Source organism: Paraburkholderia rhizosphaerae, assembly GCF_004366595.1.
GTDB lineage: Bacteria > Pseudomonadota > Gammaproteobacteria > Burkholderiales > Burkholderiaceae > Paraburkholderia > Paraburkholderia rhizosphaerae.
The window spans coordinates 89,735-113,702 of the sequence record NZ_SORE01000006.1 but is presented as its reverse complement, the minus strand read 5'-3'; the positions used below and the strand labels follow the sequence as shown (position 1 = coordinate 113,702).

Sequence of the window (23,968 nt, the reverse complement as noted above, 5' to 3'; positions counted from 1 at the left end):
TCGCAGATAACCCGCGCGGCACGCGCTTACGTGGCCGCATTACGGACACGGATTCCATGCCCACGCCCGAGAAAAATACAACCGATAGCGTACTGGCCGACCATCGTCGGGAGTTGATCCTCGATGCGTTGGAAAAAGGCGGCCAATGCCGGGTTAGCGATCTCGCACAGCAATTTTCGTTGTCGCCGATGACAGTCCGCCGCGACCTGCAGGTGCTCGAGGAACAAGGGCGGCTGCGGCGTGTGCACGGCGGCGCGGTGCTGGTCGATTCGGAGATCGACTATCCGCTGCGGGCGCGCGAAGGACAAACGCAGAAACAGCGCATCGGGCGCCACGCCGCGGAGTTGATTCGCAATGGCATGGTGGTCTACCTGGATTCCGGCACGACCGCGATGGAACTTGCGCGCCGGATTCGCGAGGGTCTGCCCGATGTCTATCATCTGTCGATTGTCACGCACGGCATCAATCTTGCGATGGAACTGGCCGGACATCCCGCGTATGACGTCCATCTGATCGGCGGCGAGCTTTATCGCAACGGACTCGCGACCGTCGGTCCGGTGGCGCTCGCGCAAGTCGGCCAGCTGCATTTCGACCTGTTCTTTATGGGCGCGCGCGGCATCGACCTCGAAGCCGGCTGGACCAACGCCAACCAGCTGGAAACCCAGCTCAAACACGCGGCAATCGAACGTAGCCGCCAGGTCTGCGCGATCGCGGACAGCACCAAATGGGGGCAACGCGGCTTCGTATCGATCGTGCCGTTCGAGCGGGTGTCGACCTGGGTCTGCGACGACGATTTACCGCACAATGCACGCACCGCTGCTGAAGACGCAGGCATCGAATTGCTGCTCGCCAGCTGATTTTTCCAGGACCCTATTTCATGCATCGACAATTGGATTTGCTGCGCTGTAAATGTGTGCTGTTCGATATGGACGGAACGCTGCTCGATTCCCGCGCGCCGATGCACCGCGCGTATATCGAGTGGGCGAACCGGTACGGGTTGGACCCTGAACTCGTGGTGCGTGAAGCCCAGGGGCGCCGCACGATCGACACGATGCGCGCGCTCGCGCCGGCTGGCGCGGATGTCGAAGCGGACGCGCTCGCGCTGATGCGGCGCGAGTATGACGATACCGACGGCATCATCGAAGTGCCCGGCGCAGGCGCATTGCTGCATACATTGCCCGCGCACCGCTGGGCCGTCGTGACGTCCGCGGATCGCGCGCTCGCGCTCAAACGTCTGGAGGCCGCCGGCCTGCCCGCGCCACAATTGCTCGTCAGCGCGGAAGACGTGACGCGCGGCAAGCCTGCACCGGACGGTTTTCAGCTCGCGGCGCGGCGCATGAATTCCGACGCACGCGACGGCGTGGTCTTCGAAGATGCACCGGCCGGCATCGAGGCGGGCCTCGCGGCGGGCGCGAAAGTAATCGCGATTGCGTGGGCGTCGTCGGCTGCCGGACTCGGCGAAACCGTGCGCGTGCAAGACCTGCGCTGCATCCGCGCGGTCACCGATGGCGATGAAATCGTGCTGCAGGTTTCCGCGTGAGCATTGCGGCGCGTAACCCGCCGGCCGCCGCCTGAGTCGTCGCTTCTTCAGTCGCTTCCCGCGTCGCGCGCTGAATCATTTCGTATCAGAAAGGGTTATCCTTCCGTTTCGGTATGCAGGACGATCGGACGATCCTTTAAACGAACGAAATGACAGACGAACCGTTGCCGCGCATTGTCGTCGTCGGGAGCGTGAACATGGATCTCGCGACGGTCGTGCCGCACTTTCCGCGCCCCGGCGAAACCCTGCAAGGCAACCGGTTCCTTGTGGCGCCGGGTGGCAAGGGAGGAAACCAGGCGATCGCCGCGGCGCGACTCGGCGCAAACGTCGCACTGATCGCCTGTGTCGGCAACGACGAATTCGGTCCGCGGCTGCTCGCCAGTCTGCAGGCCGAGGGCATCGATTGCTCGGGCGTGGTAACGAGCGAACATGCGGCAAGCGGCATCGCGATGGTGGTCGTCGACCACACGGGCAATAACTCGATTGTCACCGTGCAGGGCAGCAACGGCGATCTGACGCCGCAGCAGGTCGCGCGGCACGTCGATTCGCTTGCCACCGCACGGATGATTGTCTGTGATCTCACCGTTCCGGTCGCGACCGTTGAAAGCGTGCTGTCAACTGCACGGCAGTCCGGTATTCCAGTGCTCCTTAATGCTTCGCCTGTGCAAAGCCCGGAACCGGCGCGTCTTCTTCCTCAAATCCGATATCTCGTGGTGAACGAAGTGGAAGCGGCCACGCTGTCGGCGCGGCCGGTCGATTCGATCGACGACGCGAAAGCGGTCGCAAGCGCACTGCATGACGCCGGCGCCACGCATGTGCTGGTCACGCTCGGCGCGCGAGGCGTGGTCGCACACTTCGAAACGGACCACGGCGCGCAGGTCGCGTTTTTCCCGGCTTCACCCGTTACCGCCGTCGACACGACCGGCGCGGGCGATACGTTCGCCGGCGCCTTCGCGACGGCGATCGTCGGCGGCGCGTCGGGACCGCGCGCGATCGCGTTCGCACAGGCGGCGGCAGCCACCTGCGTGACGCGCGCGGGCGCCGCGCCGTCGATTCCATACTTGCATGAAATCGGCATCGATTTCAGGTCCAACTGACCAGAAAGACACACACTGTCCCCGCTGTTGGCACAGACTGGCACGCGTCATTCGCGGCTGACGCATTCACTGGCCGATGCGCTCGCCGGGTTAGCGCTGCAGGGTTCCACTGGCATAAAACCTGCGGCCTGCCGTTGCAGTTGACCACACTGGTCACCGCTACCGTGCGATCGATCGACTCGCGCGCTGACGGGGCCGATGACGGCGGATCGTGAGGACGCGAACGATGGGTGCCAACGAGCAACTGCAGGACTGGCGCACCGATGCGCTTAACCTGGAACGCGAAGCCGCGAAGGCGGTGATCGGACAGCCCGACACGGTGCGCCTGATCAATATCGCGCTGTTCGCACGCGGCCATGTGTTGCTCGAAGGCGGCGTCGGCGTCGGGAAAACGACGCTATTGCGCGCGATCGCGCGCGCAGTGGGCGGTCAGTTCGAGCGCGTCGAAGGCACGATCGATCTGATGCCGGGCGACCTCGTGTATCACACGTACGTCGATGCGGATGGCAAACCGCGCATCGAACCCGGACCGTTGCTGAAACACGGCGAATCGCTGTCGACCTTCTTCTTCAACGAAATCAATCGTGCGCGCCCGCAGGTTCAATCGCTGTTACTGCGCGCGATGGCCGAGCGATCGGTGTTCGCGTTCGACCGCGAATACAACTTTCCGCACATGACGCTGTTCGCCGACCGGAACAAGGTCGAAAAGGAGGAAACCTTCGAACTCGCGTCGGCCGCACGCGACCGCTTCATGTTCGAGCTGAACATGACCACGCCCGACGACGATGACGTGCGCCGCGCGCTGGTGTTCGACCCGACGTTTCACGACACCGACGCGTTGCTTGAGCGCGTGACGCCGGCCGTGCTGCCATGGCAGGAACTGAACACGATTGCCGCCATCATCCAGTCGAGCGTGCACGCATCGGAAGCGATCGAGCGCTATGCGCTGGAGATCTGGCGAGCCACCGAGTCGCCGGAGCGTTACGGCATCGCGCTCGACGACGTCGACATGAGCAACCTGATTCTCGCGGGCGCGAGCCCGCGCGGGATGAGCATGATGTTGCGCGCGGCGCGAGTTGTCGCGTGGCTCGCCGGTCGCGCGTACGTCGAACCGGACGATGTGCACGCCGTCATCGCGCCGACGCTCGCGCATCGAGTGTTCTTCACGCCGATCTACGAACTGCGGCGCGCCGAACTCGCGCAGGCGCTGATCCAGCAGATCGTCGAGCGCATCGCGGCGCCGTAACGCGACCCTGGTCATGTCGCCGCTCAAGGAATTTCACTACAGATTGCCGGTGCGGGTGGCCGGTGTGCGACCCGGCTCGCATCGAGGAACAAGTGTCGGCGTCGGGCAGGAGTTCATCTCGCATGCGCGGCTGTTCGATTATCCGGACCCGCGGCGCATCGATATTCGCGCGAGCATCCGTGGCGGATACGGTGAATGGCTGGTCAGATTGCACCGGCAACGCGTCGCCGTGCCGGTCTACGCGGTGGTGGACGTGTCCGCGTCGATGCGGTTCGGCCACACGACGTCGAAGCTCGACGCCGCCGCGCAATTCGCCGAAGCGCTTGGCTACAGCGCGTTTCGTCATGGCGACCGGGTCGGCATGCTGGCGTTCGATACGAGCGAGCGCGACGATCTGTTCTTGCCCGCGCGCCATGTACGCGGAGCCGGTGCATTGATGAGCGACACGCTACGGCACGCGAAACCCGGCGAGCCACGACAACGGCGCGCATCGCCGGCAGCCGGACTGGAAAAGACACTGGCACGCATCGCTGAGCGTGCATGCATGGTCTTCCTCGTGTCCGACTTCCACTGGCCGCTCGACACGCTTGCGGCGTTGCTTCGATCGGTCCCACGTATCTGGCTGGTGCCGATCGTGTTGTGGAACTCGGCGGAGCTCGAGCCACCAGCGACGAACGGCTGGCTCACAACACACGATATGGAAACGGGCGAACGACGCTCGATCTGGATCACCGACGCGTTGCGCGACCGATGGCGCGCGGCTGTCGCGACCCACCGCGACCACATCAGTCGCACGTTCACGCAATGCGGCGTGCAGCCCCTTTTCGCGACCGACACAGTCGATGCCGACGCAGTCAGCCGCTACTTCGTGGAGCAGGTCGCATGACGCTGCGAGCGAGCGGACGCGAGCATCAACAGGAGCGCGTGCGTGCAACGGTTGCGATCGCGCTCGGGCTAGCGCTCGGGCCAGCGATGATGCTCGGCATCTGCCCGTTGGCGAGCGCCGATCAAGCCGTTGTGCAACAGCCTCCCGCGTTCGGCCACACGCTCGCCGATGTGCTTGAGCAGAAGGTGCTGTTGCAAGACCACGGCCGTCCGGCCGAGCTTGCCGCGCAACCGTCCGCCGGCCGCATCACGCCATGGCTGGAACGTCATCCGCCGTCCATTTCAACGGACGATGAAGGCCGCCAGTGGCTCGTGCTGCGCTATCAGATTGTGAATACGCCCGAGCAGCTTGCGCCGGTAACTGTCCCCGCGGTATCGCTAAAACTGACCTCCGGCGCAACGCTCGATGTACCGGACTGGCCCGTGACGGTCGCGCCACTGACGCTTTCCGTGCCGCCCCATCGCGGCCGACTGATGCCATTGCAAGCGGACCGCGTGATCCCGGCGCCCGCTGTGGCACCCACGCGGCGTTTACTCGCGCTCTGGCTGTCGGCCACCTTCGGCGTGCTGATTGCGTGGTGCGTATGGGGATTCTGGCGTGACCGGCGCGAATCGGCGCGACTACCGTTTGCGCGCGCGTGGCGCACACTGCGCCGCCGTGAGCCCGCATCGGTGGACAGCGATGCGACCGCGTGGCGCATGCTGCACGACGCGCTCAATTCGACCGCCGGCCGCGTGGTGCGCGCGCGCTCGCTGCCCGAATTGATACGCGATGCACCGCATTTGCAGCCGCTCCGACCGCAGCTCGAAGCGTTCTTTCGTTGCTCGAGCGCGCGCTTCTTTGAAAGCGTGCAGCCGCCCGAGCGTTTTTCGTTGCGTGAGTTCGCCGAAGCGCTTTATCAAGCCGAACGGCGCAATCATCACTGACCGCCATGCTGGACTTCGCGCACCCTTGGGTCCTTGCACTGCTGCCGCTCGCAGCGTTGCCGCTGTCGCGGCGGCGTATCGATTCGCTGCCTTTCGCGAGCGTTGCGTGGTTGCCGCCCGATCCCATCGGACGCTTTGTCAGCGTGTTGTGGCGCGTCGTCGCGATGCTCGCGATCGCGGCGATCATCGTCGGGCTTGCGGGTCCAGGCAGTTCGAATCTGCGCAGGCAAGTGACGGGCACCGGCGGCGAGATTTTGATCCTGATGGACCGCAGCGCCAGCATGGACGCCGAGCTCGGACGCGGACTCGCCCCGTCGTCGAATGGTTCGGCCGGCGGCGAGTCGAAAAAGCGCGTCGCAACGCGCGCGTTAGCGACGTTCGTCGCGCGTCGTCCGAACGACAGCTTCGCGTTTGCGCTGTTCGGCCTGCAACCGATGCTCGCGGTCCCGTTCACGCGCGACCACGCAATCGTCGATGCGGCGATGGATGCAACGAATGTCGGCCGCGGCATGCCGGACACGCGGCTCGACGCCGGGTTGCCGTATGCGGTTCGGCAGTTCGACGGGCGGCCGCGCACCGGCGGTCGCGCGATCGTGCTCGTCTCCGACGGCGGCGCGCGTCTGAACGCGACGGCCCGCGAACAGATCAGCGCGGCGCTCGCGCAAGATGGCATCGCGCTGTATTTCGTCTATCTGCGCAGCGGCATTTTCAGTCCCGATCTCACCAACATTGCGCCGCGTTTCGAGCATTCGGCGGAAGCCGAACTGCATCGCTTCTTCCAGTCGTTGCGCACGCCCTATCACCTGTATCAGGCGAAAGACGCGGAGCAAATGGCCGCGGCAATGGCCGAAATCGGACGCCGTGAAAATCGGCAATCGGTCTTCTTCGAGCGACTGCCGAGACAGGATCGAAGCACGATCTGCTTTATCGCCGCGCTCGCCTGTTGTGTAGTGTTGATCAGCATCAGCAGTGTTCAGAAGCGGAGCTGGGCATGAAACGCCGATGGATTCACATGGTGTTCGGTGGCGCCGCGGTCTGCTCCGCAGGCGTTGCGGTCTTTTACGCGCTGCAACTCAAGCGAACCAGCGATCTCGATCGGGAAATCGCCGCGATACGCAACGCGCCGGTCGCCCAGCTGTCCGCCGCACCCGCTAACGAAGCCCCCGAAGCAAGGCTCGCACGCGCGGTCGCGTTATCGGCTGCGCACCGCGTGGTCGACGCGGCCAGGTTGTACAACGACTTGACCCTGGGGCCGGTGCCGGCCAGGGTTCGACGGGCGGCGCTTTTCGATCTCGCGAATATGAATCTTCGTGAAGCGGCAGGCGACGATGCGACTGGTCCGGTGCGTTCGCAGCCGCTGATCGAACTGGCGAAAACGCGCTATCGGGATTTGCTGCGCGACGACCCGACCGACTGGGACGCGCGCTACAACTACGAGCGCGCGCTGCGTCTCGCGCCCGAAGCGGGCGACGAAGCCGATACCGATGAGGACATCGAGCAACAGCGCAGTGTAACCGTACGCGGTGCGGTACCACAGGAGCTGCCGTGACGCTCGCCGGCCTCGACTGGAAGGGCTTGTTGCGCCGGCACGCGTTGCTCGGCGCCGCCGCCCTGCTGCTTGTCGCTGCCGTATGGATGCCGCCTGTCGAACATACGAGACTCGTCGCCCGCTACATCGTCACGTTCGATATCACGCAGAGCATGGATACCGAGGACCTGACGCTAGACGGGCGGCCCGTGAGCCGGCTCGCTTTCGCGAAGACCGCGATGCAGCAGGTGCTGCAGCAGTTGCCGTGTGGTTCGCGGGTCGGCTGGAGCGTGTTTACCGGCACGCGCTCGTTGCTTCTTTTTGTTCCGGTCGACGTCTGCGCGCACTACGACGCGTTGCTGTCGTCGCTGGACGAAATTGGTGGCCGCATGCGCTGGGCCGATAGCAGCGTGATCGCGCAAGGCGGTATTTACTCGGCGGTTCAAGCGGCTTCGCAACCGGAATCGAAGGCCGCGGTCATCTTTGTCACCGATGGCCAGGAAGCGCCGCCGGTATCGCCGTCGGAAACGATGGTACATGGCATTGCGCAAGGACAGGCGGACGGATGGATCATCGGCGTCGGCGGCGACCAGCCGGCGCCGATTCCGCGCACCAATGCGCAGGGCGAGCGCTCCGGATACTGGCGCGCGGACGAAGTGGTGCAGTCGGCACCCACGCGAGGCGGCGTAGCCGGCGGACATGAACAATTGTCGGAGTTGCGCGAGCCGTATCTTCGTGCGCTCGCCGCCCATACCGGCTTCGGCTATCGACGGCTCGACGGATTCCCGTCGCTGTATGCGGCGATGTCCGACCCTCGATTGGGCCGACGCTTGCCGGTTGCGACCGATTTCCGCTGGTGTCCGGCGCTGGCCGCGTTGTTGCTGCTCGTGCTGCGTTTTCTGCCGCGAAGAAGCACCGGCATCGCTACCGCTCATCGCGATGCCGGCGCGGATCTGACGTCGAAGGAGCCTTTGACTAGTCCATCGTCAGCACTACCCGAAAGCGCGCAGCCCCACTGATCATCCGGTCGTACGCGGCGGCCGCGCGTTCGAGCGGATAGGTCTCGATCATCGGTTTGACGTTCGCCAGCGCGCTGAATGCGAGCGTGTCCTCGGAGTCGGCGGACGTGCCGGACGGCCAGCCCTGCACCGCATTGCGCCCCATGATCAGCTGCGCGCCCGACACTTCGATCGGCTCGTGCGCGATACCCAGCACAATCAGTTTGCCGTCGAGCGCGAGGCCGCCGAGTGTCACCGACATCGCCTCGGCGTTGGTCACGGTCGCGAGAACGACTTTCGCACCACCAAGGGACTTCAACGTTTCAGCGACATTCTCGCTGCGGCTATCGATGTAGTGATGCGCGCCCAGCTGTTTCGCGAGCGGCGCCTTGTCTTCACCGCGCGCGATCGCAACCGTGCGAAAGCCCATCCGTTGTGCGAACTGCACGCCGAGGTGACCGAGCCCGCCGATACCGAGAATAGCGACCGTGTCGCCCGCACGCGCGCCGCTGTTGCGTAATGCATTGAATGTCGTGATGCCCGCGCAGAGAAGCGGGGCGGCGTCCACGTCCGCCAGTTCTGCCGGCATGCGCGCGAGTGCTTCCTGCGGCGCCACCATATATTCCGCGTATCCGCCGTCATAGCTGATGCCGGGCACCTGCGCCTTCTGGCAAAGCACGAAAACGCCGCGACGGCAATTCGCGCAATGTCCGCAATGCCCGCCATGCCAGCCCACACCGACACGTTCGCCGGCGCTCCAGCCCTCGACGTTCGTTCCGACCGATTCGATTACTCCCGCCACTTCATGCCCGGGCACACGCGGATATTGCAAGCCCGGCCAGGTGCCTTCCTTGGTCAACGAGTCGCTGTGACAAATGCCGCACGCTTGCACCTTGACCAGCACATGACCGGCGCCCGGCGCGGGTATATCGCGTTCGACCAGTTCCAGCCGTCCGCCCGGGCCATCGACCTGTACCGCTCTCATCTTTCGCATGGGTCTCGCTCCAGTTGAAGAACAGTCGATCCAGCGCGGCCGCAATTCGCGCAGCATGCTTTTTGTTGGTAATCCTCAGACATCGCGTTGCGATGCACGCCGGCTGGTCCGCTCTCGATAGTAGGTCGCGACGCGGACGCCCGCAACTAAACGGTCGTATGGTTTGCTGACGAGCAGGCTGCGTTACAGCGAACGCTGGATTGCCTGTTCGAGCAACTCCAGACCTAAACTGATTTCGTCTTCATGCACGGTCAACGGCGGTGCAATCCGGAATACGCCCCCCATGCCGGGCAACTGCACGATATTCATGCTGAGTCCCAGGCTCATGCACTCGCGGGTAATTCTTGCACCCAATGCGTCCGCCGGTTCTTTCGTGTGGCGGTCCTTGACGATTTCCATGCCGAGCAGCAAGCCTCGTCCGCGAACATCGCCGATGCACTCGAAGCGCCCCATCAGTTCGAGCAGACCGCGCTTGAGGCGCTCGCCCATTACATTCGCACGCGCGACCAGTCCGTCGCGTTGCACGACATCCAGCACACGCAAGCCGACGGCGGCGGGAAGCGGGTCGGACACATGCGTCGTATAGAACAGATAGCCCAGTTCATGAGCGCGTTCCTCGATTTGCGCGGAAGTCACGATGGCGGCGAGCGGCAAGCCCGCGCCGAGCGTCTTCGACAGCGTGAGGATGTCGGGCGTGACACCGTCGCGCTGGCACGCGAACATCGTGCCGGTGCGTCCGATGCCGGTTTGCGCTTCGTCGAGAATCAGCAACATGCCGCGCTGCTCGCATTTGCGCTTGAGCGCCGCCATGTAGCCTTCCGGGAGTTCGATAATCCCGCCGGAGCTCAGAATGGGTTCCGCGATAAAGGCGGCGAGGCTGCCACTGGATTGGCGATCGATCAGATCGAACGCGTAGTCGAGTTCCGCGAGGTAGTCGTATTCACCGTTGCGCTCGAACCGCGGCCGGTACGCGAACGGCGCCGGGATCGCAAACGAACCCACGGCTGCGGGACCCACACCTTTGCGCCCCGCGCTATAAGTCGCGGACGCCGCCGCACCCGTCATGCCGTGCCACGACTGAGCGAAACCCACGACTTCATATTTGCCGGTGACCAGCTTCGCCATCCGAATAGCGGCCTCGTTCGACTCGGCGCCGGTACTGAGCAATAGCGCGCGGTCGAGTCCGTCCGGCGTGATATCGGCGAGACGCGTCGCCAGTTCGACGACCGGCCGCGAAAGCATGCCGCTAAACAGATGAGCGAGCTTGCCCGCGTATTCGTTGATGACCGATACGATATCCGGGTGACTGTGTCCGAGCACCGCGCTCATCTGGCCCGACGTGAAATCGAGTATCGCGCGGCCATCGGCGTCGTAAACGAAGCTGCCTTGTGCGCGCTCGATAATCAAAGGCTCGAACTTGCCGCCATAGCGGATCAGATGTTGCCTGGCGTTGCGCCAGAAGGTTTCGTCGTTGTTTCGGGACACCGTCGTTCTCCTGGCGAGTGGGGGAATCAGCTGCAGTCTAGACTAACGCCGCAGCAACCTGCGTTCGACTCGCATGAAGACCTGACTCACCAGCAGCGTCGACACCGTTCCAATACCCACCTGCATCAGCCGGAACAACGGCACATCCCATAGCGGCCCTTGTGCGGGAACCAGCAGCACAATCGTCGCGGTGATCGCGCCGAGCCTCGCCGCGCTACCCACATTCACGCACCAGCAGGCGACGATCACCGCGGCGACGGTCGTCGCATAGCCGAGGATTTCATGCGCGCCTGCGCCCAACAACGCACCGACGAAGCCGAACAGCCCGCCCGCCATCGCGCCGATGAACTGATCGCGAGACAGGTTGCGCGTATCCGCGTAGGTATGTTGCGTGACGGCGATCGCAGTAATCGCAGCCCAGAATGGCTGCTGCGTATGCAGCGCAACGGAAACGCCGTACGCAAGACAGGCTCCGCAGACCGCTTGCAGCGCGACGAGGCCCCCCTCGACGATGCGTTCGCGAAACGGCTGGTTTTTGATCAGGCCGGCGAGCACGTCGGCGGCCCGGATTCTCGCCTCGTTTCGCGTTGCCTTCGTGTCGATCTTCGTTCCGTTCTGATCGTCAGCCATCTGGCGGGTTCCGTGTGTGCATCGCGGCCATCATGCCATGCAACGCGTGCACGCGCGGAACGCATATCGCCACACACTACGCGACGCGAAGGCTCGCGTAAGCAAGCGCCGGCTGCGCGTCAGGAACGACCAGATTGGCGCCGAAGTATGGAACGCAAAAACCAGGCGGCCCCACACAGTCTCCCGGCCCATCCGGCCCGCCATGGAGGTTCGCGCAACTCGATAACGCAATCGCTATCGCGAACCCGAAACCAGCACGCGCGGCCATATAGATAATGCGACGTCTCATTTCGCCATCCTGATCTAGTGATGCGCGTAGATCGTGTGATCGAGATAGCTGATCTGGCCATCCTGCTGCGCATGCACCAGATCCTGGTAGACCTGCGCGCGGGTCAGGCCGGTCGACGCATCAGGCTGCCAGTCACCCGGCTGGTTCACGGGCGGCTGGACGGCCTGCGTGTTCTGGCTCGTCGTAAAGGGCTCACTCGCCGCCAGATCATTCGCATGTGCAGCCAACGGCAACGTGGTACCTATGGTCATGCACAGGACAACCAAACCTCTAGAAAAAACGTTCATTCTGAAACCTCCTGTTCTGGAATCCCGATGGTTCACTCACGGTGGCCGCGCTTTTGCAGCAGCCGTGGAGAGAAGCATAGTGACCTGAGGTTTCGTTTACGCCAGCACAAACATGAAGAGAAATTTAAGGTTATCTGTCAGCTTCGCGCCGCCTCGCACGCAGGCAATTTAAATAATTTTTCATGTTTGGCTTATGGCACTTTTAAAGGGCGTATTTATCGCCACCGGATAATCGGTTCGCGATTCGAGATCAGCCGTGTGACGTCCGCCGCGCGGACCCGGATCGATGTAACCGATAGCGAAACTGCGTCCGTTCGCCGCCACCGATTCTCACCACTTCCTGGAATTCTCAGTTTCCGAACCGGTGGCGCGCGGCGGAAATTGTCTTCTTAGACTGGCAACCTGTTTCGCATTCATTCAGTACAACGCCGCTTTTCAACCCTGGCCAATATTTAGGTATCCAGATTCACATTTACCAAATTAGAGAACCCAAACGATGAAGATGTTCAGATGGAGTCTGTCGATCGTCCCGCTGATGACACTGTGCGGCGCGGCCAATGCGCAAAACAGCGTGACCCTGTATGGTTTGATCGATCAGGGTGTCAACTTCACCAATAACGCGGGATCGGGGTCCGCAGTCCAGTTGCGCAGCGGCGATACGTCCGGGAGCCGCTGGGGAGTCAAGGGCAATGAAGACCTTGGCAGCGGCCTTAGCGCGATTTTCCATCTCGAAGGCGGCTTTAATGCGAGCAATGGCCAACTTGGCCAGAACGGCCGGCTGTTCGGGCGTCAGGCCTACGTTGGCTTGCAATCGAACCAGTACGGCACGCTCACGCTGGGAAGACAGTACGACCCAACCGTCGACCTGTTCAGTTCGATAACCGCCGCCGGCAATTGGGGCGGAGACGTCGGCGCTGTGCCGTTCGACAATGACAACGCTGACTGGGACTTCCGCGTCAACAATTCCATCAAGTATGCAACGCCCGTTTATCGCGGCTTTTCCGGCGAGGCCATGTATGGCTTCAGCAATACGGCCGGCGGCTTCCAGGACAATCGTGTAATCAGCGCGGCAGGTCAGTACCAGGGCGGCGGTCTCACGGCGGAATTGGCTTACATGCACATCGATCACCCCGGCAGCGGCACGTCGGGCGCGGTAACGGACGATGCGACATTCAGCGGGTCTTCGCAGGAAAACATCGACGCGGGCCTCGCGTACAAGTTCAGCAAAGTCCAGATTGCGGCCGCGTACTCGCACACGAAAATCGATGACCCGACGAACAATGCATTTCTGAGCGGCGACCAGAACCCTTCGAACGGCGGCACGTGGACCGGCTGGCGGTTCGATAATTTCCAGCTGAACGGCGAGTACTTTTTCAGGCCGGACTTCTGGTTCGCCGCGTCGTACACGTACACGCTGGGCGACCTGTCGAGTACCGAAGCCAACTTCGATCCGCGTTGGCACACCGTTGCGCTGATGCTCGACTACGATTTCAGCGCACGCACATCGGTGTACGTGCAGGGTACGTGGCAGCACGTCGAAAGCGCGCATACCGGCACGCAGTTCGACAATGCGCAGAGTCTGCTCGCGCCTGGTGCCTCGTCATCACCGAACCAGCTCGTTTATCGCGTCGCCATGATTCACCGGTTTTAAACGCGAGCCGCCACCACAATGAAAAAAGCCCCGCGAGCTTGCGCTCGCAGGGCTTCGTCACTGCTTCCAACGAACCCCAGACAGCGATGAAACGGCTTATCGGCCGCCCACGCTCTCCAGCGTCGTCCACTTGCCGTCGACGACCTTGTACAGCGTGATACCGCCGTTCTTCAGATCGCCCTTGCTGTCGTACGCCAGATCCTTCGTCGTCACAGCCGGCATGTTCGTCTTCGCGAGCAGCGGCAGGTACTTTGCCGGGTCGGTCGAGTTCGCCTTCTTCATCGCGTCGAACATCGCCATTGCGCCGTCGTATGCGTACGGCGAGTACGTCTGCACGTCTTCGCCAAAGCGCTTCTTGTACTTCTCGACGTAGTCCTTGCCACCCGGCATTTCTTCGAGCGGCAGACCAGCCAGCGACGCCACCGTGCCGTTCGCCGCATCGCCCGCCACTTGCAGGAACGTCGGCGTGTGCACCATTTCGCCGCCCATCAGCGGCGCCTTGATGCCGAGCGTCTTCATCTGCTTGACCATCGGGGCTGCCTGCGAATCCGCGCCGCCGTAGTAGACCAGGTCCGGGTTCATCGACTTCAGCTTCGTCAGGATCGCCTTGAAGTCGACGGCCTTGTCGTTCGTGAACTCGCGGTCGACGATCGTGCCGCCCGCGGCCTTCGCGGCCTTCTCGAACTGATCAGCCAGACCTTGACCGTATGCGGTGCGGTCGTCGACGATCGCGATCTTCTTCATGCCGAGCTTCTTCACCGCGAACGTGCCGGCCACCGAGCCTTGCTGCGTATCGGAGGTCATCATGCGGAACGTGGTCTTGAAGCCTTGTTGCGTGTATTCCGGCGCGGTCGCCATCGCGATCTGCGGAATGCCGGCGTTCGCGTAGATGCGCGAGGCCGGAATCGTCGTGCCCGAGTTGAAGTGGCCGAGCATGCCCTTGATGTTGTCGTCGACCAGCTTCTGCGCGACCGTCGTGCCGGTGCGCGGGTCGGCCTGATCGTCGGCCACGTCCAGCACGAAACGAACCGGCTTGCCGCCGATCACGGGCTTGGTCGCGTTCATGTCTTCGACCGCGAGCGTGATGCCGTTCTGGAAGTCCTTGCCATAGTGCGCCTGCGCGCCGGTCATCGGACCTGCGAAGCCGATTTTCACGTCTTCGACCTGCTGAGCGTGCGCTGCCCCCGCGACCGACATCGCGGCAACGAGCGTTGCGCCTGCCAGCTTTTTCATCGTGTGTTGCATATCATCTCCTTGGTACCAGGTGTGGATGGAGCGGATGTCGGGGTCGCCGTGCCGCTGCCGTTTTTTTGAATCGATTGGCGAAGGTTCGCTCAGCCGATCGTCATCAAATTTGCATTGCCGCCTGCCGCTGCCGTATTTACGCTGACCGAACGTTCCGTCAGCAGACGTTCGAGCGCGTAATCCTCGTCGCCGTTTTCCAGCGCTCGTGCCGCGACACCCTGCACCGAGACGATCGGGCCCGGCCGCTTCGCGACCTCCTTCGTCAAAGCGAGCAGTTCGTCGCTGTCTCCTTCGAACAGCACCGCGTCGAACGACGACGCGTCACCGTTTTTCCTTGCGCTTGCGTAGCGCTTGAGCGTCGCCGGCAGCGATGCCACCAGCTGCTCGCCCGCCGCGCCTTCGAACAGCGCGTGGTTATCGGTTGCCAGCGCCGCCGCGAGTTGCACACGCGCGCCGCTCGCCGTCGAGGCAATGCACAGCACCGTGCCGCGCGCGCCAAGCGAGTACGTATTGCGCTCGCCGGTCGGGCCCGCCAGCACCGCGGTCGCGCCGGCCGGCACGTGCGCGATGTAGCCGTCGCAGCGTGCGGCGAGCGACGGCTCGCGTTCGGCGATCAGCCAGTCGCGCAGGGTGCTCAATGCGATCGACGGTTTGTCGTGTGAGACCGCTTCGCCGTTCGGTGCGGATACGGACGGGGAGTGCTGTGTCAGCGGCGCGTCCGGCACCAACGTTTGCGCAAGCGACTTCGGCAAGCCCGCCGGCCGTTTCGCCAGCAACCGCTGTAAATACAGCGCGCCGCCCGCCTTCGGCCCGGTGCCCGACAGCCCTTCACCGCCGAACGGTTGCACACCGACCACCGCGCCGATCACATTGCGGTTCACATAGATGTTGCCGACGTGCGCGCGGCTGATCACATGCGCGATCGTCTCGTCGATCCGCGTATGGATGCCGAGCGTCAACCCATAACCGGTCGCGCCGATCTGCTCGAGCAGGCGGTCGAGCTGGCTGCGGCGATATCGCACCACATGCAGCACCGGTCCGAATACCTCGCGCTTCAGTTCGTCGATGCTGTCGAGTTCGATCAGCGTCGGCGGCACGAACGTGCCGGCCGCGCAGCCTTCCGGCATCGGCAGCTGGACGACCTTGCGGCCTTTCTCGCGCATCGCGGCGATATGCGCATCGATGCCGCGCTTCGCGTCCGCGTCGATCACCGGGCCGACGTCGGTCGACAGACGATCCGGATTGCCAACAGTCAGCTCCTTCATCGCGCCAGTCAGCATCTCGAGCGTGCGGTCCGCGACGTCGTCCTGTAGACAAAGAACGCGCAACGCCGAACACCGTTGACCGGCCGAATCGAATGCGGACTGCAGAACATCCGCGACGACCTGCTCCGCAAGCGCTGACGAATCGACGATCATCGCGTTCTGGCCGCCTGTCTCCGCGATCAGCGGAATCGGTTTGCCGTCCGCGTCGAGACGATCGGACAGCGTCTTGTTGATCAGTCGCGCCACTTCGGTCGAACCGGTGAACATCACGCCGCGCGTGCGCGCATCGGCGACGAGCGCCGCGCCGACCGTTTCACCGTCACCGGGCAGCAGTTGCACCGCGCCGGCCGGCACGCCGGCTTCGCGCAGAATGCGCACGCCTTGCGCGGCAATCAGCGAGGTCTGCTCGGCGGGTTTCGCGAGCGCCGTATTGCCAGCGGCCAGCGCCGCGGCCACCTGGCCCATAAAAATCGCGAGCGGGAAGTTCCACGGGCTGATACAGACGACCGGTCCAAGCGGACGATGCGTGTCATTCGAGAATTCGTTGCGGATCTGCGTCGAGTAGTAACGCAGGAAATCGATCGCTTCGCGGATTTCCGATACCGCGTTCGCCAGCGACTTGCCCGCTTCGCGCACGACGAGACCCATCAGCGTGTGCATCTGCGCTTCGAGCAGGTCCGCCGCACGCGCGAGGCAATCGGCGCGCGCGTCGACGGGTGTGGCTTGCCAGATCGGCGCAGCTGCGAGCGCGTTCGCGAGCGCCGCGCTCACGTGCTCGGGCGTCGCATCCACCACCGTGCCGACGATGTCGCGCTGATCGGCCGGATTGCGCACATCGCGCGGCGTGCCGCCGGCGATCGCTTCGTCGGCTAGCATCGGCGCCGCGCGCCACGGATGATGCGCGCTGGCGAGCAGCGCCGACGACAGCGACGCGAGCCGGTGTTCGTTGGACAGATCGAGGCCCATCGAATTGACGCGCTCGGCGCCATACAGGTTGCGCGGCAGCGGAATCTTCGCGTGCGGCGCGCCCAGCGGCACGATCTTCGACGCTTCGTCGACCGGATCGGCGACCAGTTCTTGCACCGGCACGCTTTCGTCCGCGATGCGATTCACAAACGACGTGTTCGCGCCGTTTTCGAGCAGGCGGCGCACGAGGTACGCGAGCAGCGTTTCGTGCGTGCCGACCGGTGCATACACGCGACACGGGCGGTTCAGCTTGTCGCGGCCGGTCACTTCCTCATACAGCGGTTCGCCCATGCCGTGCAGGCATTGGAACTCGTACTGGCCCGGGTAGTAGTTCTGCCCGGCGAGGTGGTAGATCGCGGACAGCGTATGCGCGTTGTGCGTCGCGAACTGCGGATACACCGCGTCGGGCGCACCCAGCAGCTTCTTCGCGCACGCCACGTACGACACGTCGGTGTAGATCTTGCGCGTGTACACCGGATAGCCTTCGAGGCCATCGACTTGCGCACGCTTGATCTCGGTATCCCAGTACGCGCCTTTCACGAGCCGCACCATGATCCGGTGACGGCTGCGGCGCGCAAGGTCGACGATATAGTCGATCACGAACGGGCAGCGCTTCTGGTACGCCTGCACGACAAAACCAATGCCGTTCCAGCCGGCCAGCTCCGGATCGAAGCACAGCGCTTCGAGCAGATCGAGCGAGATCTCGAGACGGTCCGCTTCTTCGGCGTCGATATTCAGGCCGATGTCGTAGCGGCGCGCGAGGATCGCGAGGGCGCGCACGCGCGGCAACAGTTCGCTCATCGTCCGTTCGAGCTGCGAGCGCGAATAGCGCGCGTGCAGCGCGGACAGCTTGATCGAGATACCGGGGCCTTCGTAAATACCGCGGCCGCCCGCCGCTTTGCCGATCGCGTGGATCGCCTGCTCGTACGACGCGTAGTAGCGTTGCGCGTCCGCTTCGGTGGTCGCGGCTTCGCCGAGCATGTCGTATGAGTAGCGGAAACCGCGCGCCTCGTACTTGCGGCTGTTCGCTAGCGCTTCGGAGATGTTCTCGCCAGTGACGAACTGCTCGCCCATCAGGCGCATCGCCATATCGACGCCCTTGCGGATCAACGGCTCGCCGCCTTTGCCGATCAGCCGCGTCAGCGCCGACGACAAGCCCGCTTCGCTGTTCGTGGTGACCAGCTTGCCGGTGATCATCAGCCCCCAGGTCGCCGCGTTGACGAACAGCGATGGCGCGTGGCCGACGTGCGAGCGCCAGTCGCCCTTGCTGATCTTGTCGCGGATCAGTGCATCGCGTGTCGCGCGGTCCGGAATACGCAGCAGCGCTTCGGCGAGACACATCAGTGCGACGCCTTCCTGGCTCGACAGCGAAAACTCGTGGATCAGACCTTCAACACCGCCGCCCGAGCGCTTGCCGCGCAACGTTTCGACGAGCTTTGCGGCCATCGTCTGAACGTCTTTCGCGAGATTCGCAGGAAGGCGCGCCTGACCGAGCAGGAACGGCACGCACTCCGGCTCCGGACGCCGGTACGCGGCCGTGATCGCCGCGCGCAGCACCGACTGCGGCTGCACGCTCTGCGCGAATTCGAGAAACGGATGCGTGGCGCTGTCGTCATCGGACGCGCCGGCTGGGCTCTCCAGGTCGACTGCGCCATGGCTGCCGGACAGTTCGGCGGGAAGCTGGCCGTGCTCGATCTTTTCGAGGTACGCGAAGATCGCCTGCTTGATCAGCCAGTGCGGAGTGCGTTCGAGGCGCGTGGCGGCGTCTTTCAGCCGGGAACGCAACAGGTCGTCGACTTTGACGCCAAGGGTAGTGCTCGCCATGTTTCCTTCTTGATGCTGAGGCGCCGGCGCACGAACGCCGGCCAAAGACTAAAAGTTCGCGAATCGTACCAATCTCAATAAAAAGGTGCAACCTGTTTGCAAGCGTGGTTGCACCTCGCGCAAAGCCTTACCGCATAAGGCTTTGCGCGATTCTCGACGAGTCCTTCGCGGTACCGGGAGGGTCGGTACTTTCCCTGGCGAGATTTCTTTGCGAAACCCCTAAGTGATTCGCGCGTCGCGCCGTTATACAGGTAATCAATGCGCGTAGTCGCATGAAGACAAGTAAAAACGACCGGAAATCAGGGAAGAAGCGCAAGGAAAATGCAATGGAAAAGTGGTCGGTAGTCGTAGCAATCTGGACGATGTGTGCTCTGTGCGCGGTGCTGTTTGTCCGCGGCGCAACGTGTGAAGCGACGCGCAGTGCGCGCGCGTCGCGCCGGAATAACGGTTCCGGCGATGTGCGCAGGTACGAGGCAAACGACGCATAAGCGGCGTCGCGCGGGTCCGCGGCCGGGCGCGTGCGGCCGGTTGGGTCTGTACGGCGGGTGAATGGATTGCAGGCGTCATCGGGCGAGACGAAGCGGTCGCGCTGCGCGCCCAGCCGCGCCGCCGCTGCGCTCGCGCCGAAGCCTGAACTGAAAACAGCGAGGCCGGGAATGCTTTGTTCGATTGAATGCCGATCATCGGCGCGGTATCGGCAACCGGCGCAGATCGGCCGGCGGATTGTGCCCGCGGCGGCGGCGCGCGGTACGTCTGCGGCAGCGGCCGCAGGTCGCTTGGGAACCGATGCGCTAACGCGCGCTATCCCGAGCTATTCCAATACGATGCGAGCACGTGCGCGCAGCGCGCGTAACCGGTCACGGTATTGACCGCGACTACGGAGAAAAGCTCGCAAGCGGTTTGACGCCGGGGCGGTCGGCGAGCGACGACGCCTCGTGAGAGCGTTGCGGCATTCGCCGGCTTTCCGTCACAGGCCTGCGACGATCAACGGTTTAAATCCCGGCGCGGTTGGCGATGCCACCGCATCGTGAGTGAGGCCGACGTCGCCGGCTTCCCACTGCGCGGTTGCGACGCTCGGCGAGCACGAACGCTTGCGCGGTAAGACCTAGATGTCGAGCGGATCGACTTCGATGCTCCAGCGCAGCACGCCCTTGAGCGCGCGCAACATCGGCTGCCACGCACGCAGCGTCGCTTGCAGTGCGGCGCGCGACGCGCTTTCAATCAGAAGCTGCGCGCGATGCACATTCATCACCTTGACGATTGTTAGCGGCACGGCGTCGTACACCGTCACCCGTTCGGCGGCCGGAATCTCGCGTAGCGCCGTCGCGGCCTGCAGCAGAAACGCAAGCGCCGCGTCGAGCGTTCGGCCTTCCGCACGCAGCATCGCCTGATAGACGAACGGTGGAAGATGCGCATCGCGGCGCTCGGCAAGTGTCGCGTTCGCAAAGCCGACGTAGTCGTGGCGGGCCAGTGCGTGATAAAGCGCATGCCGCGGATAACGCGTCTGCACCAGCACTTCGCCCGGCAGGCCGGCGCGACCCGCGCGGCCACTCACCTGCATCAGCTGCGCGAACAGACGCTCGCTCGCGCGAAAGTCGTGTGAGAACAGCGCGGTGTCCGCGTTCAGCACGCCGACCAGCGACACGCGGCGGAAGTCGTGTCCTTTCGCGACCATCTGCGTGCCGACGAGGATATCGACCTCCCCCGCGTGCACGTCCGAAAACAGCGCTTGCGCGCTGCCTTTGCGGCGCGTGCTGTCCGCGTCGATGCGTAACACGCGCGCGCCCGGCACCACCTTCGCCAGCGATTCTTCGACGCGCTGCGTGCCGCGCCCGAGCGGCGCAATATCGACGTTGCCGCAGTCCGGACAGGCGCGCGGAATGCGCGTCTCCCATCCGCAATGATGACAGCGCAGCGCGCGCTCGGGCTTGTGCAGCACGACGTAGGCGCTGCAGCGCGGACAGCCGGCCACCCAGCCGCACGCGTCGCACGACAGCTGGGGCGCGTAGCCGCGGCGGTTCAAAAACACGAGGCTCTGCTCGCCGCGCTCGACGCGCGCCTTCAGCGCCGAGATCAGCGGACCGGACAGACCGTCGACCGACGCGCGGCCGCGACGCCGCTCGTCTTCCAGATCGATCAGCTTGACGGTTGGCAGCGCCGCATCGGCGATCGCGCGCCGTGCGAGCGTGAGCCGCTGATAACGACCCTGGTCGGCTTGCCACCAGCTTTCGAGTGACGGCGTCGCCGAGCCCAATACGACCGGGATGCCTAGTTGCTTCGCGCGCCAGATCGCCAGATCGCGCGCCGAATAGCGAAGACCTTCCTGCTGCTTGTACGCAGGGTCGTGCTCCTCGTCGACACAGATGATCGCGAGGCGTGGCAGCGACGCGAGCACAGCGAGGCGTGTGCCGAGCACGATGCGCGCGTGCCCGGTGTGCGCGGCGAACCAGTTGCGCGCGCGCTCGCCTTCCGCCAGTCCACTGTGCAGGGTGACGATCGCGCCATCGTCGAGCGCGGCGAAGCGCGCGCGAAACGCGGCTTCGAACTGCGGCGTCAGGTTGATCTCAGGGACGAGCACCAGCGCTTGTGCGGTGAGGTCGGTGTCGAGCAGCGCGGCGAGCGCGCGGAGATAGACCTCGGTTTTGCCGCTGCCGGTTACGCCGTGCAGCAGGAATGGCGCGAAGCCGTTGGCGTTATGGATGGCGCTGACGGCGGCTGTCTGTTCGTCAGTCAGAATGGGGAGCAACGGGGCGGCGAGGGTATCGGGACTTCGTCCGCCAGATGTTCGTGACACTGACCGTGCATGGTCTGCGGAAAACGCGGCCGACTCGGTCGGCGCGACCATTTCGCCTTCGCTCGACGCGCTCACAGCGACCGGTCCCGCTGTAGCGGGCGCAGCGGTGTCAATCGGCTGCGCCAGCCCGATCGGCGCGGCAGCATCGATGACTTCCAGCGCTACCCAGCCCTTCGCCAGCCAGCCATCGAGCGTCGCCGCCGCCTTCGGATGCAGCGCCCGCGCGTCGGGCGCGGTGAGAAATTCCGCATTGGCGAGTTCGTCCGCGAGCCGTCGCAATGCGGTTGCGCGCACCGGCAATGCGTCAGGTAACGCAGCGCGCCCCGCCGGCAACAAGCGGTAACGCTCTTGCGGCGCCAGCAGCCGCGTCCATCGCGTCGCGTCGCGCAGCGCCTGCGGCAGCGCCGGCAACGCAACCTCACCGAGACCGCGCTGGTAGTACTCGGCGGCAAATCCGGCAAGCTCGAGCCACGCTGTCGACAACGGCGGACACGCGATACAGATGTTATCCACAGCCCGCACGCGGTCTTCAGCGACTTCACTGTGAGCAGTCACTTCACACACAAGGCCGACCACCATCCGTTTGCCGAACGGCACGTTGACCAGCATGCCCGGCTGCGGCGTGGCCTCCGGATCGCACCGGTAATCGAATAACGTCGGCAGCGGATGGTCGAGCGCGACCCGGACGAACATGTGGTTCACCCGCCGGACCGCCGCGATCGCGCCGATGCGCAGAACGGCACAGCCCGCAGAAACAACGCCGGCGTACCGAACTTAAAGTGAAACATCACATTGGGCGCTAAGTTTTGGATTCGGCAGAACAATTGTCTGCTTCCGGGTTCTGTGGATAACTTTGTTGAGAACTTCATCTCGCTGGCCCGCGCACGGCGTCGCCAAAGGCTTTGTGTGGCTTTCCGCACACTTGTTCCGGCCCCGGTCAAACCCTTACTGGAAAAGGCGCTCACACGAAGTTCCGTCGCTTGACAAGGAAAATATGGTGGCGTGTCCTTCTACCGCGCCGCAGCGTGATTAATGTGTATAAGTCAAGCCTTGACAACCAGCAGAACGCCATTCGACGGCCTGTGGAATGCTATTTTCCCCTTAGGGCGAGAGCCCGCGTCATTGCGTCGCAACAAATCTGTCACGCTTTCGACACGGCCCCGACACTCATGTCGGACCTGTCGCGCGTAGCGCGCGGCTATGCCGATGCACCTCGTCGACCAGTTCCGCGACGTGTTCCGGTGGCGTGTACTGCGAAATGCCGTGTCCGAGGTTGAACACGTGGCCGGGGTAATTTCCATAGCTGTCGAGCACCGCGCGCGCCTCGATGCGTATCGTCGCAGGCGGTGCGAACAACACGGATGGATCGATATTGCCTTGAAGCGCGACCTTGCCAGCCACGCGCTCGCGCGCGCGGCCGAGGTTGACGGTCCAGTCCAGGCCGACCGCATCGACACCAGAAGCCGCGATGTCTTCGAGCCACAGGCCACCGCCCTTCGTGAATGCGATCACCGGCACCCGGCGTCCGTCGTGCTCGCGTTTGAGTTCGCTGACGATCTTCTCGATGTAATGCAGCGAGAAGCGCTGATAAATGCCGTCCGCGAGCGCGCCGCCCCACGTGTCGAAGATCATCACTGCCTGCGCGCCCGCTTCGATTTGTGCGTTCAGGTATGCGGTAACCGCGCGCGCATTAACTTCAAGAATGCGATGCATCAGGTCCGGCCGGCCGTACAGCATCGACTTCACGGTACGGAAATCGTCCGAACCGCCACCCTCGACCATATAGCACGCAAGCGTCCACGGGCTGCCCGAAAAGCCGATCAGCGGCACGCGCTGGCGACCTTGCGCATCGGTCAGCGCGCGGCGGATCTGGCTCACCGCATCCGTCACATAGCGCAGCGTTGCGCCGATGTCGGGGACCGCGAGACGCGCGACGTCCTCTTCGTTGCGCACGGGCCGCGCGAACTTCGGCCCCTCGCCGGTCGCGAATTCGAGGCCAAGGCCCATCGCGTCGGGAATCGTCAGGATGTCCGAGAACAGGATCGCGGCGTCGAGCGGGTAGCGCTCGAGCGGCTGCAGCGTCACTTCGGTCGCATAATCCGGGTTCTTCGCGAGGCCGAGAAAGCTGCCGGCACGGCCGCGCGTCGCGTTGTACTCGGGCAAATAGCGGCCCGCCTGACGCATCAGCCAGATGGGCGTGTAGTCGGTCGGCTCGCGCAGCAGCGCGCGAAGGAAGGTGTCGTTGATCAGTTGTTGAGCCACGTCGCGTGCGGTCTGGAAGGCTGTAAGCAAAAGGCCATTCTACCGGAGTCGGTGC

The 23,968-nt window shown here is 64.0% G+C and carries 19 protein-coding genes; 10 read left to right on the top strand and 9 right to left on the bottom strand.

All coding sequences use genetic code 11. The features are described 5' to 3' along the window. Positions 1 to 56: 56 nt before the first annotated feature. The 9 genes from BX592_RS09840 to BX592_RS09800 all read left to right on the top strand — a co-directional run bounded on the left by BX592_RS09840 (position 57) and on the right by BX592_RS09800 (position 8,242). The gene (locus BX592_RS09840; protein WP_134191578.1) at positions 57 to 857 is read left to right on the top strand and encodes a DeoR/GlpR family DNA-binding transcription regulator; all 801 of its coding nucleotides are present in this window, start codon (positions 57 to 59) and stop codon (positions 855 to 857) included. A gap of 20 nt (positions 858 to 877) precedes the next feature. Beyond that, positions 878 to 1,540, top strand: a complete 663-nt coding sequence (locus BX592_RS09835; protein ID WP_134191577.1) for an HAD-IA family hydrolase — start codon at positions 878 to 880, stop codon at positions 1,538 to 1,540. A gap of 149 nt (positions 1,541 to 1,689) precedes the next feature. Then, the gene (rbsK, locus tag BX592_RS09830) at positions 1,690 to 2,637 is read left to right on the top strand and encodes a ribokinase (RefSeq protein WP_134191575.1); all 948 of its coding nucleotides are present in this window, start codon (positions 1,690 to 1,692) and stop codon (positions 2,635 to 2,637) included. Between the two features lie 226 nt (positions 2,638 to 2,863). Then, positions 2,864 to 3,883 (top strand): AAA family ATPase, encoded by a 1,020-nt coding sequence (locus BX592_RS09825; protein ID WP_134191573.1) that lies wholly within the window; start codon positions 2,864 to 2,866, stop codon positions 3,881 to 3,883. 13 nt (positions 3,884 to 3,896) lie between these two features. Continuing rightward, the gene (locus tag BX592_RS09820; RefSeq protein WP_134191570.1) at positions 3,897 to 4,769 is read left to right on the top strand and encodes a DUF58 domain-containing protein; all 873 of its coding nucleotides are present in this window, start codon (positions 3,897 to 3,899) and stop codon (positions 4,767 to 4,769) included. After that, on the top strand, positions 4,766 to 5,695 hold the full coding sequence (locus tag BX592_RS09815) for a hypothetical protein (RefSeq protein ID WP_134191568.1): 930 nt from the start codon (positions 4,766 to 4,768) through the stop codon (positions 5,693 to 5,695). Before BX592_RS09820 ends, BX592_RS09815 begins: the two co-directional genes overlap by 4 nt. Then, positions 5,692 to 6,690, top strand: coding sequence for a vWA domain-containing protein (locus tag BX592_RS09810; RefSeq protein ID WP_134191566.1), 999 nt, complete (start codon positions 5,692 to 5,694; stop codon positions 6,688 to 6,690). The genes BX592_RS09815 and BX592_RS09810 overlap by 4 nt, the downstream gene beginning before the upstream one ends. Further along, complete coding sequence (locus tag BX592_RS09805; protein ID WP_134191564.1) at positions 6,687 to 7,244, top strand: MxaK protein; 558 nt, start codon at positions 6,687 to 6,689, stop codon at positions 7,242 to 7,244. Before BX592_RS09810 ends, BX592_RS09805 begins: the two co-directional genes overlap by 4 nt. Beyond that, the gene (locus BX592_RS09800) at positions 7,241 to 8,242 is read left to right on the top strand and encodes a vWA domain-containing protein (protein WP_208327880.1); all 1,002 of its coding nucleotides are present in this window, start codon (positions 7,241 to 7,243) and stop codon (positions 8,240 to 8,242) included. Before BX592_RS09805 ends, BX592_RS09800 begins: the two co-directional genes overlap by 4 nt. Here BX592_RS09800 and BX592_RS09795 read toward each other — a convergent pair. The 5 genes from BX592_RS09795 to BX592_RS09775 all read right to left on the bottom strand — a co-directional run bounded on the left by BX592_RS09795 (position 8,199) and on the right by BX592_RS09775 (position 11,870). After that, positions 8,199 to 9,215 carry an alcohol dehydrogenase gene (locus tag BX592_RS09795; protein ID WP_134191562.1) on the bottom strand — a complete coding sequence of 339 codons (1,017 nt, stop codon included), beginning with the start codon at positions 9,213 to 9,215 and terminating at the stop codon, positions 8,199 to 8,201. The two genes, BX592_RS09800 and BX592_RS09795, sit on opposite strands and share 44 nt — an antisense overlap. A gap of 183 nt (positions 9,216 to 9,398) precedes the next feature. After that, positions 9,399 to 10,700, bottom strand: coding sequence for an aspartate aminotransferase family protein (locus tag BX592_RS09790; RefSeq protein ID WP_134191560.1), 1,302 nt, complete (start codon positions 10,698 to 10,700; stop codon positions 9,399 to 9,401). Between the two features lie 42 nt (positions 10,701 to 10,742). Further along, on the bottom strand, positions 10,743 to 11,303 hold the full coding sequence (locus BX592_RS09785; protein WP_377681660.1) for an FUSC family protein: 561 nt from the start codon (positions 11,301 to 11,303) through the stop codon (positions 10,743 to 10,745). Between the two features lie 103 nt (positions 11,304 to 11,406). After that, entirely contained in the window at positions 11,407 to 11,619 is a 213-nt protein-coding gene (locus tag BX592_RS09780) for a hypothetical protein (RefSeq protein ID WP_134191556.1), read from the bottom strand. 14 nt (positions 11,620 to 11,633) lie between these two features. Continuing rightward, positions 11,634 to 11,870 carry a DUF4148 domain-containing protein gene (locus tag BX592_RS09775; RefSeq protein ID WP_166676326.1) on the bottom strand — a complete coding sequence of 79 codons (237 nt, stop codon included), beginning with the start codon at positions 11,868 to 11,870 and terminating at the stop codon, positions 11,634 to 11,636. Positions 11,871 to 12,402: 532 nt separating this feature from the next. Here BX592_RS09775 and BX592_RS09770 point away from each other — a divergent pair. Beyond that, a complete protein-coding gene (locus tag BX592_RS09770; RefSeq protein WP_134191552.1) occupies positions 12,403 to 13,557 on the top strand; it encodes a porin in 1,155 nt (384 codons plus the stop codon). Between the two features lie 96 nt (positions 13,558 to 13,653). On the opposite strand, the gene BX592_RS09765 is transcribed toward BX592_RS09770, so the two are convergent. The 4 genes from BX592_RS09765 to hemE form a co-directional block, all read right to left on the bottom strand. After that, positions 13,654 to 14,802, bottom strand: a complete 1,149-nt coding sequence (locus BX592_RS09765) for a branched-chain amino acid ABC transporter substrate-binding protein (protein WP_134191550.1) — start codon at positions 14,800 to 14,802, stop codon at positions 13,654 to 13,656. 89 nt (positions 14,803 to 14,891) lie between these two features. Beyond that, positions 14,892 to 18,857: a trifunctional transcriptional regulator/proline dehydrogenase/L-glutamate gamma-semialdehyde dehydrogenase gene (gene putA, locus BX592_RS09760; protein WP_134191548.1), complete on the bottom strand. Its 3,966-nt coding sequence runs from the start codon at positions 18,855 to 18,857 to the stop codon at positions 14,892 to 14,894. Positions 18,858 to 19,962: 1,105 nt separating this feature from the next. Then, positions 19,963 to 22,344, bottom strand: a complete 2,382-nt coding sequence (locus tag BX592_RS09755) for a primosomal protein N' (protein WP_134191546.1) — start codon at positions 22,342 to 22,344, stop codon at positions 19,963 to 19,965. Positions 22,345 to 22,818: 474 nt separating this feature from the next. Then, positions 22,819 to 23,913: a uroporphyrinogen decarboxylase gene (hemE, locus tag BX592_RS09745; RefSeq protein WP_134191541.1), complete on the bottom strand. Its 1,095-nt coding sequence runs from the start codon at positions 23,911 to 23,913 to the stop codon at positions 22,819 to 22,821. Positions 23,914 to 23,968: the final 55 nt, after the last annotated feature.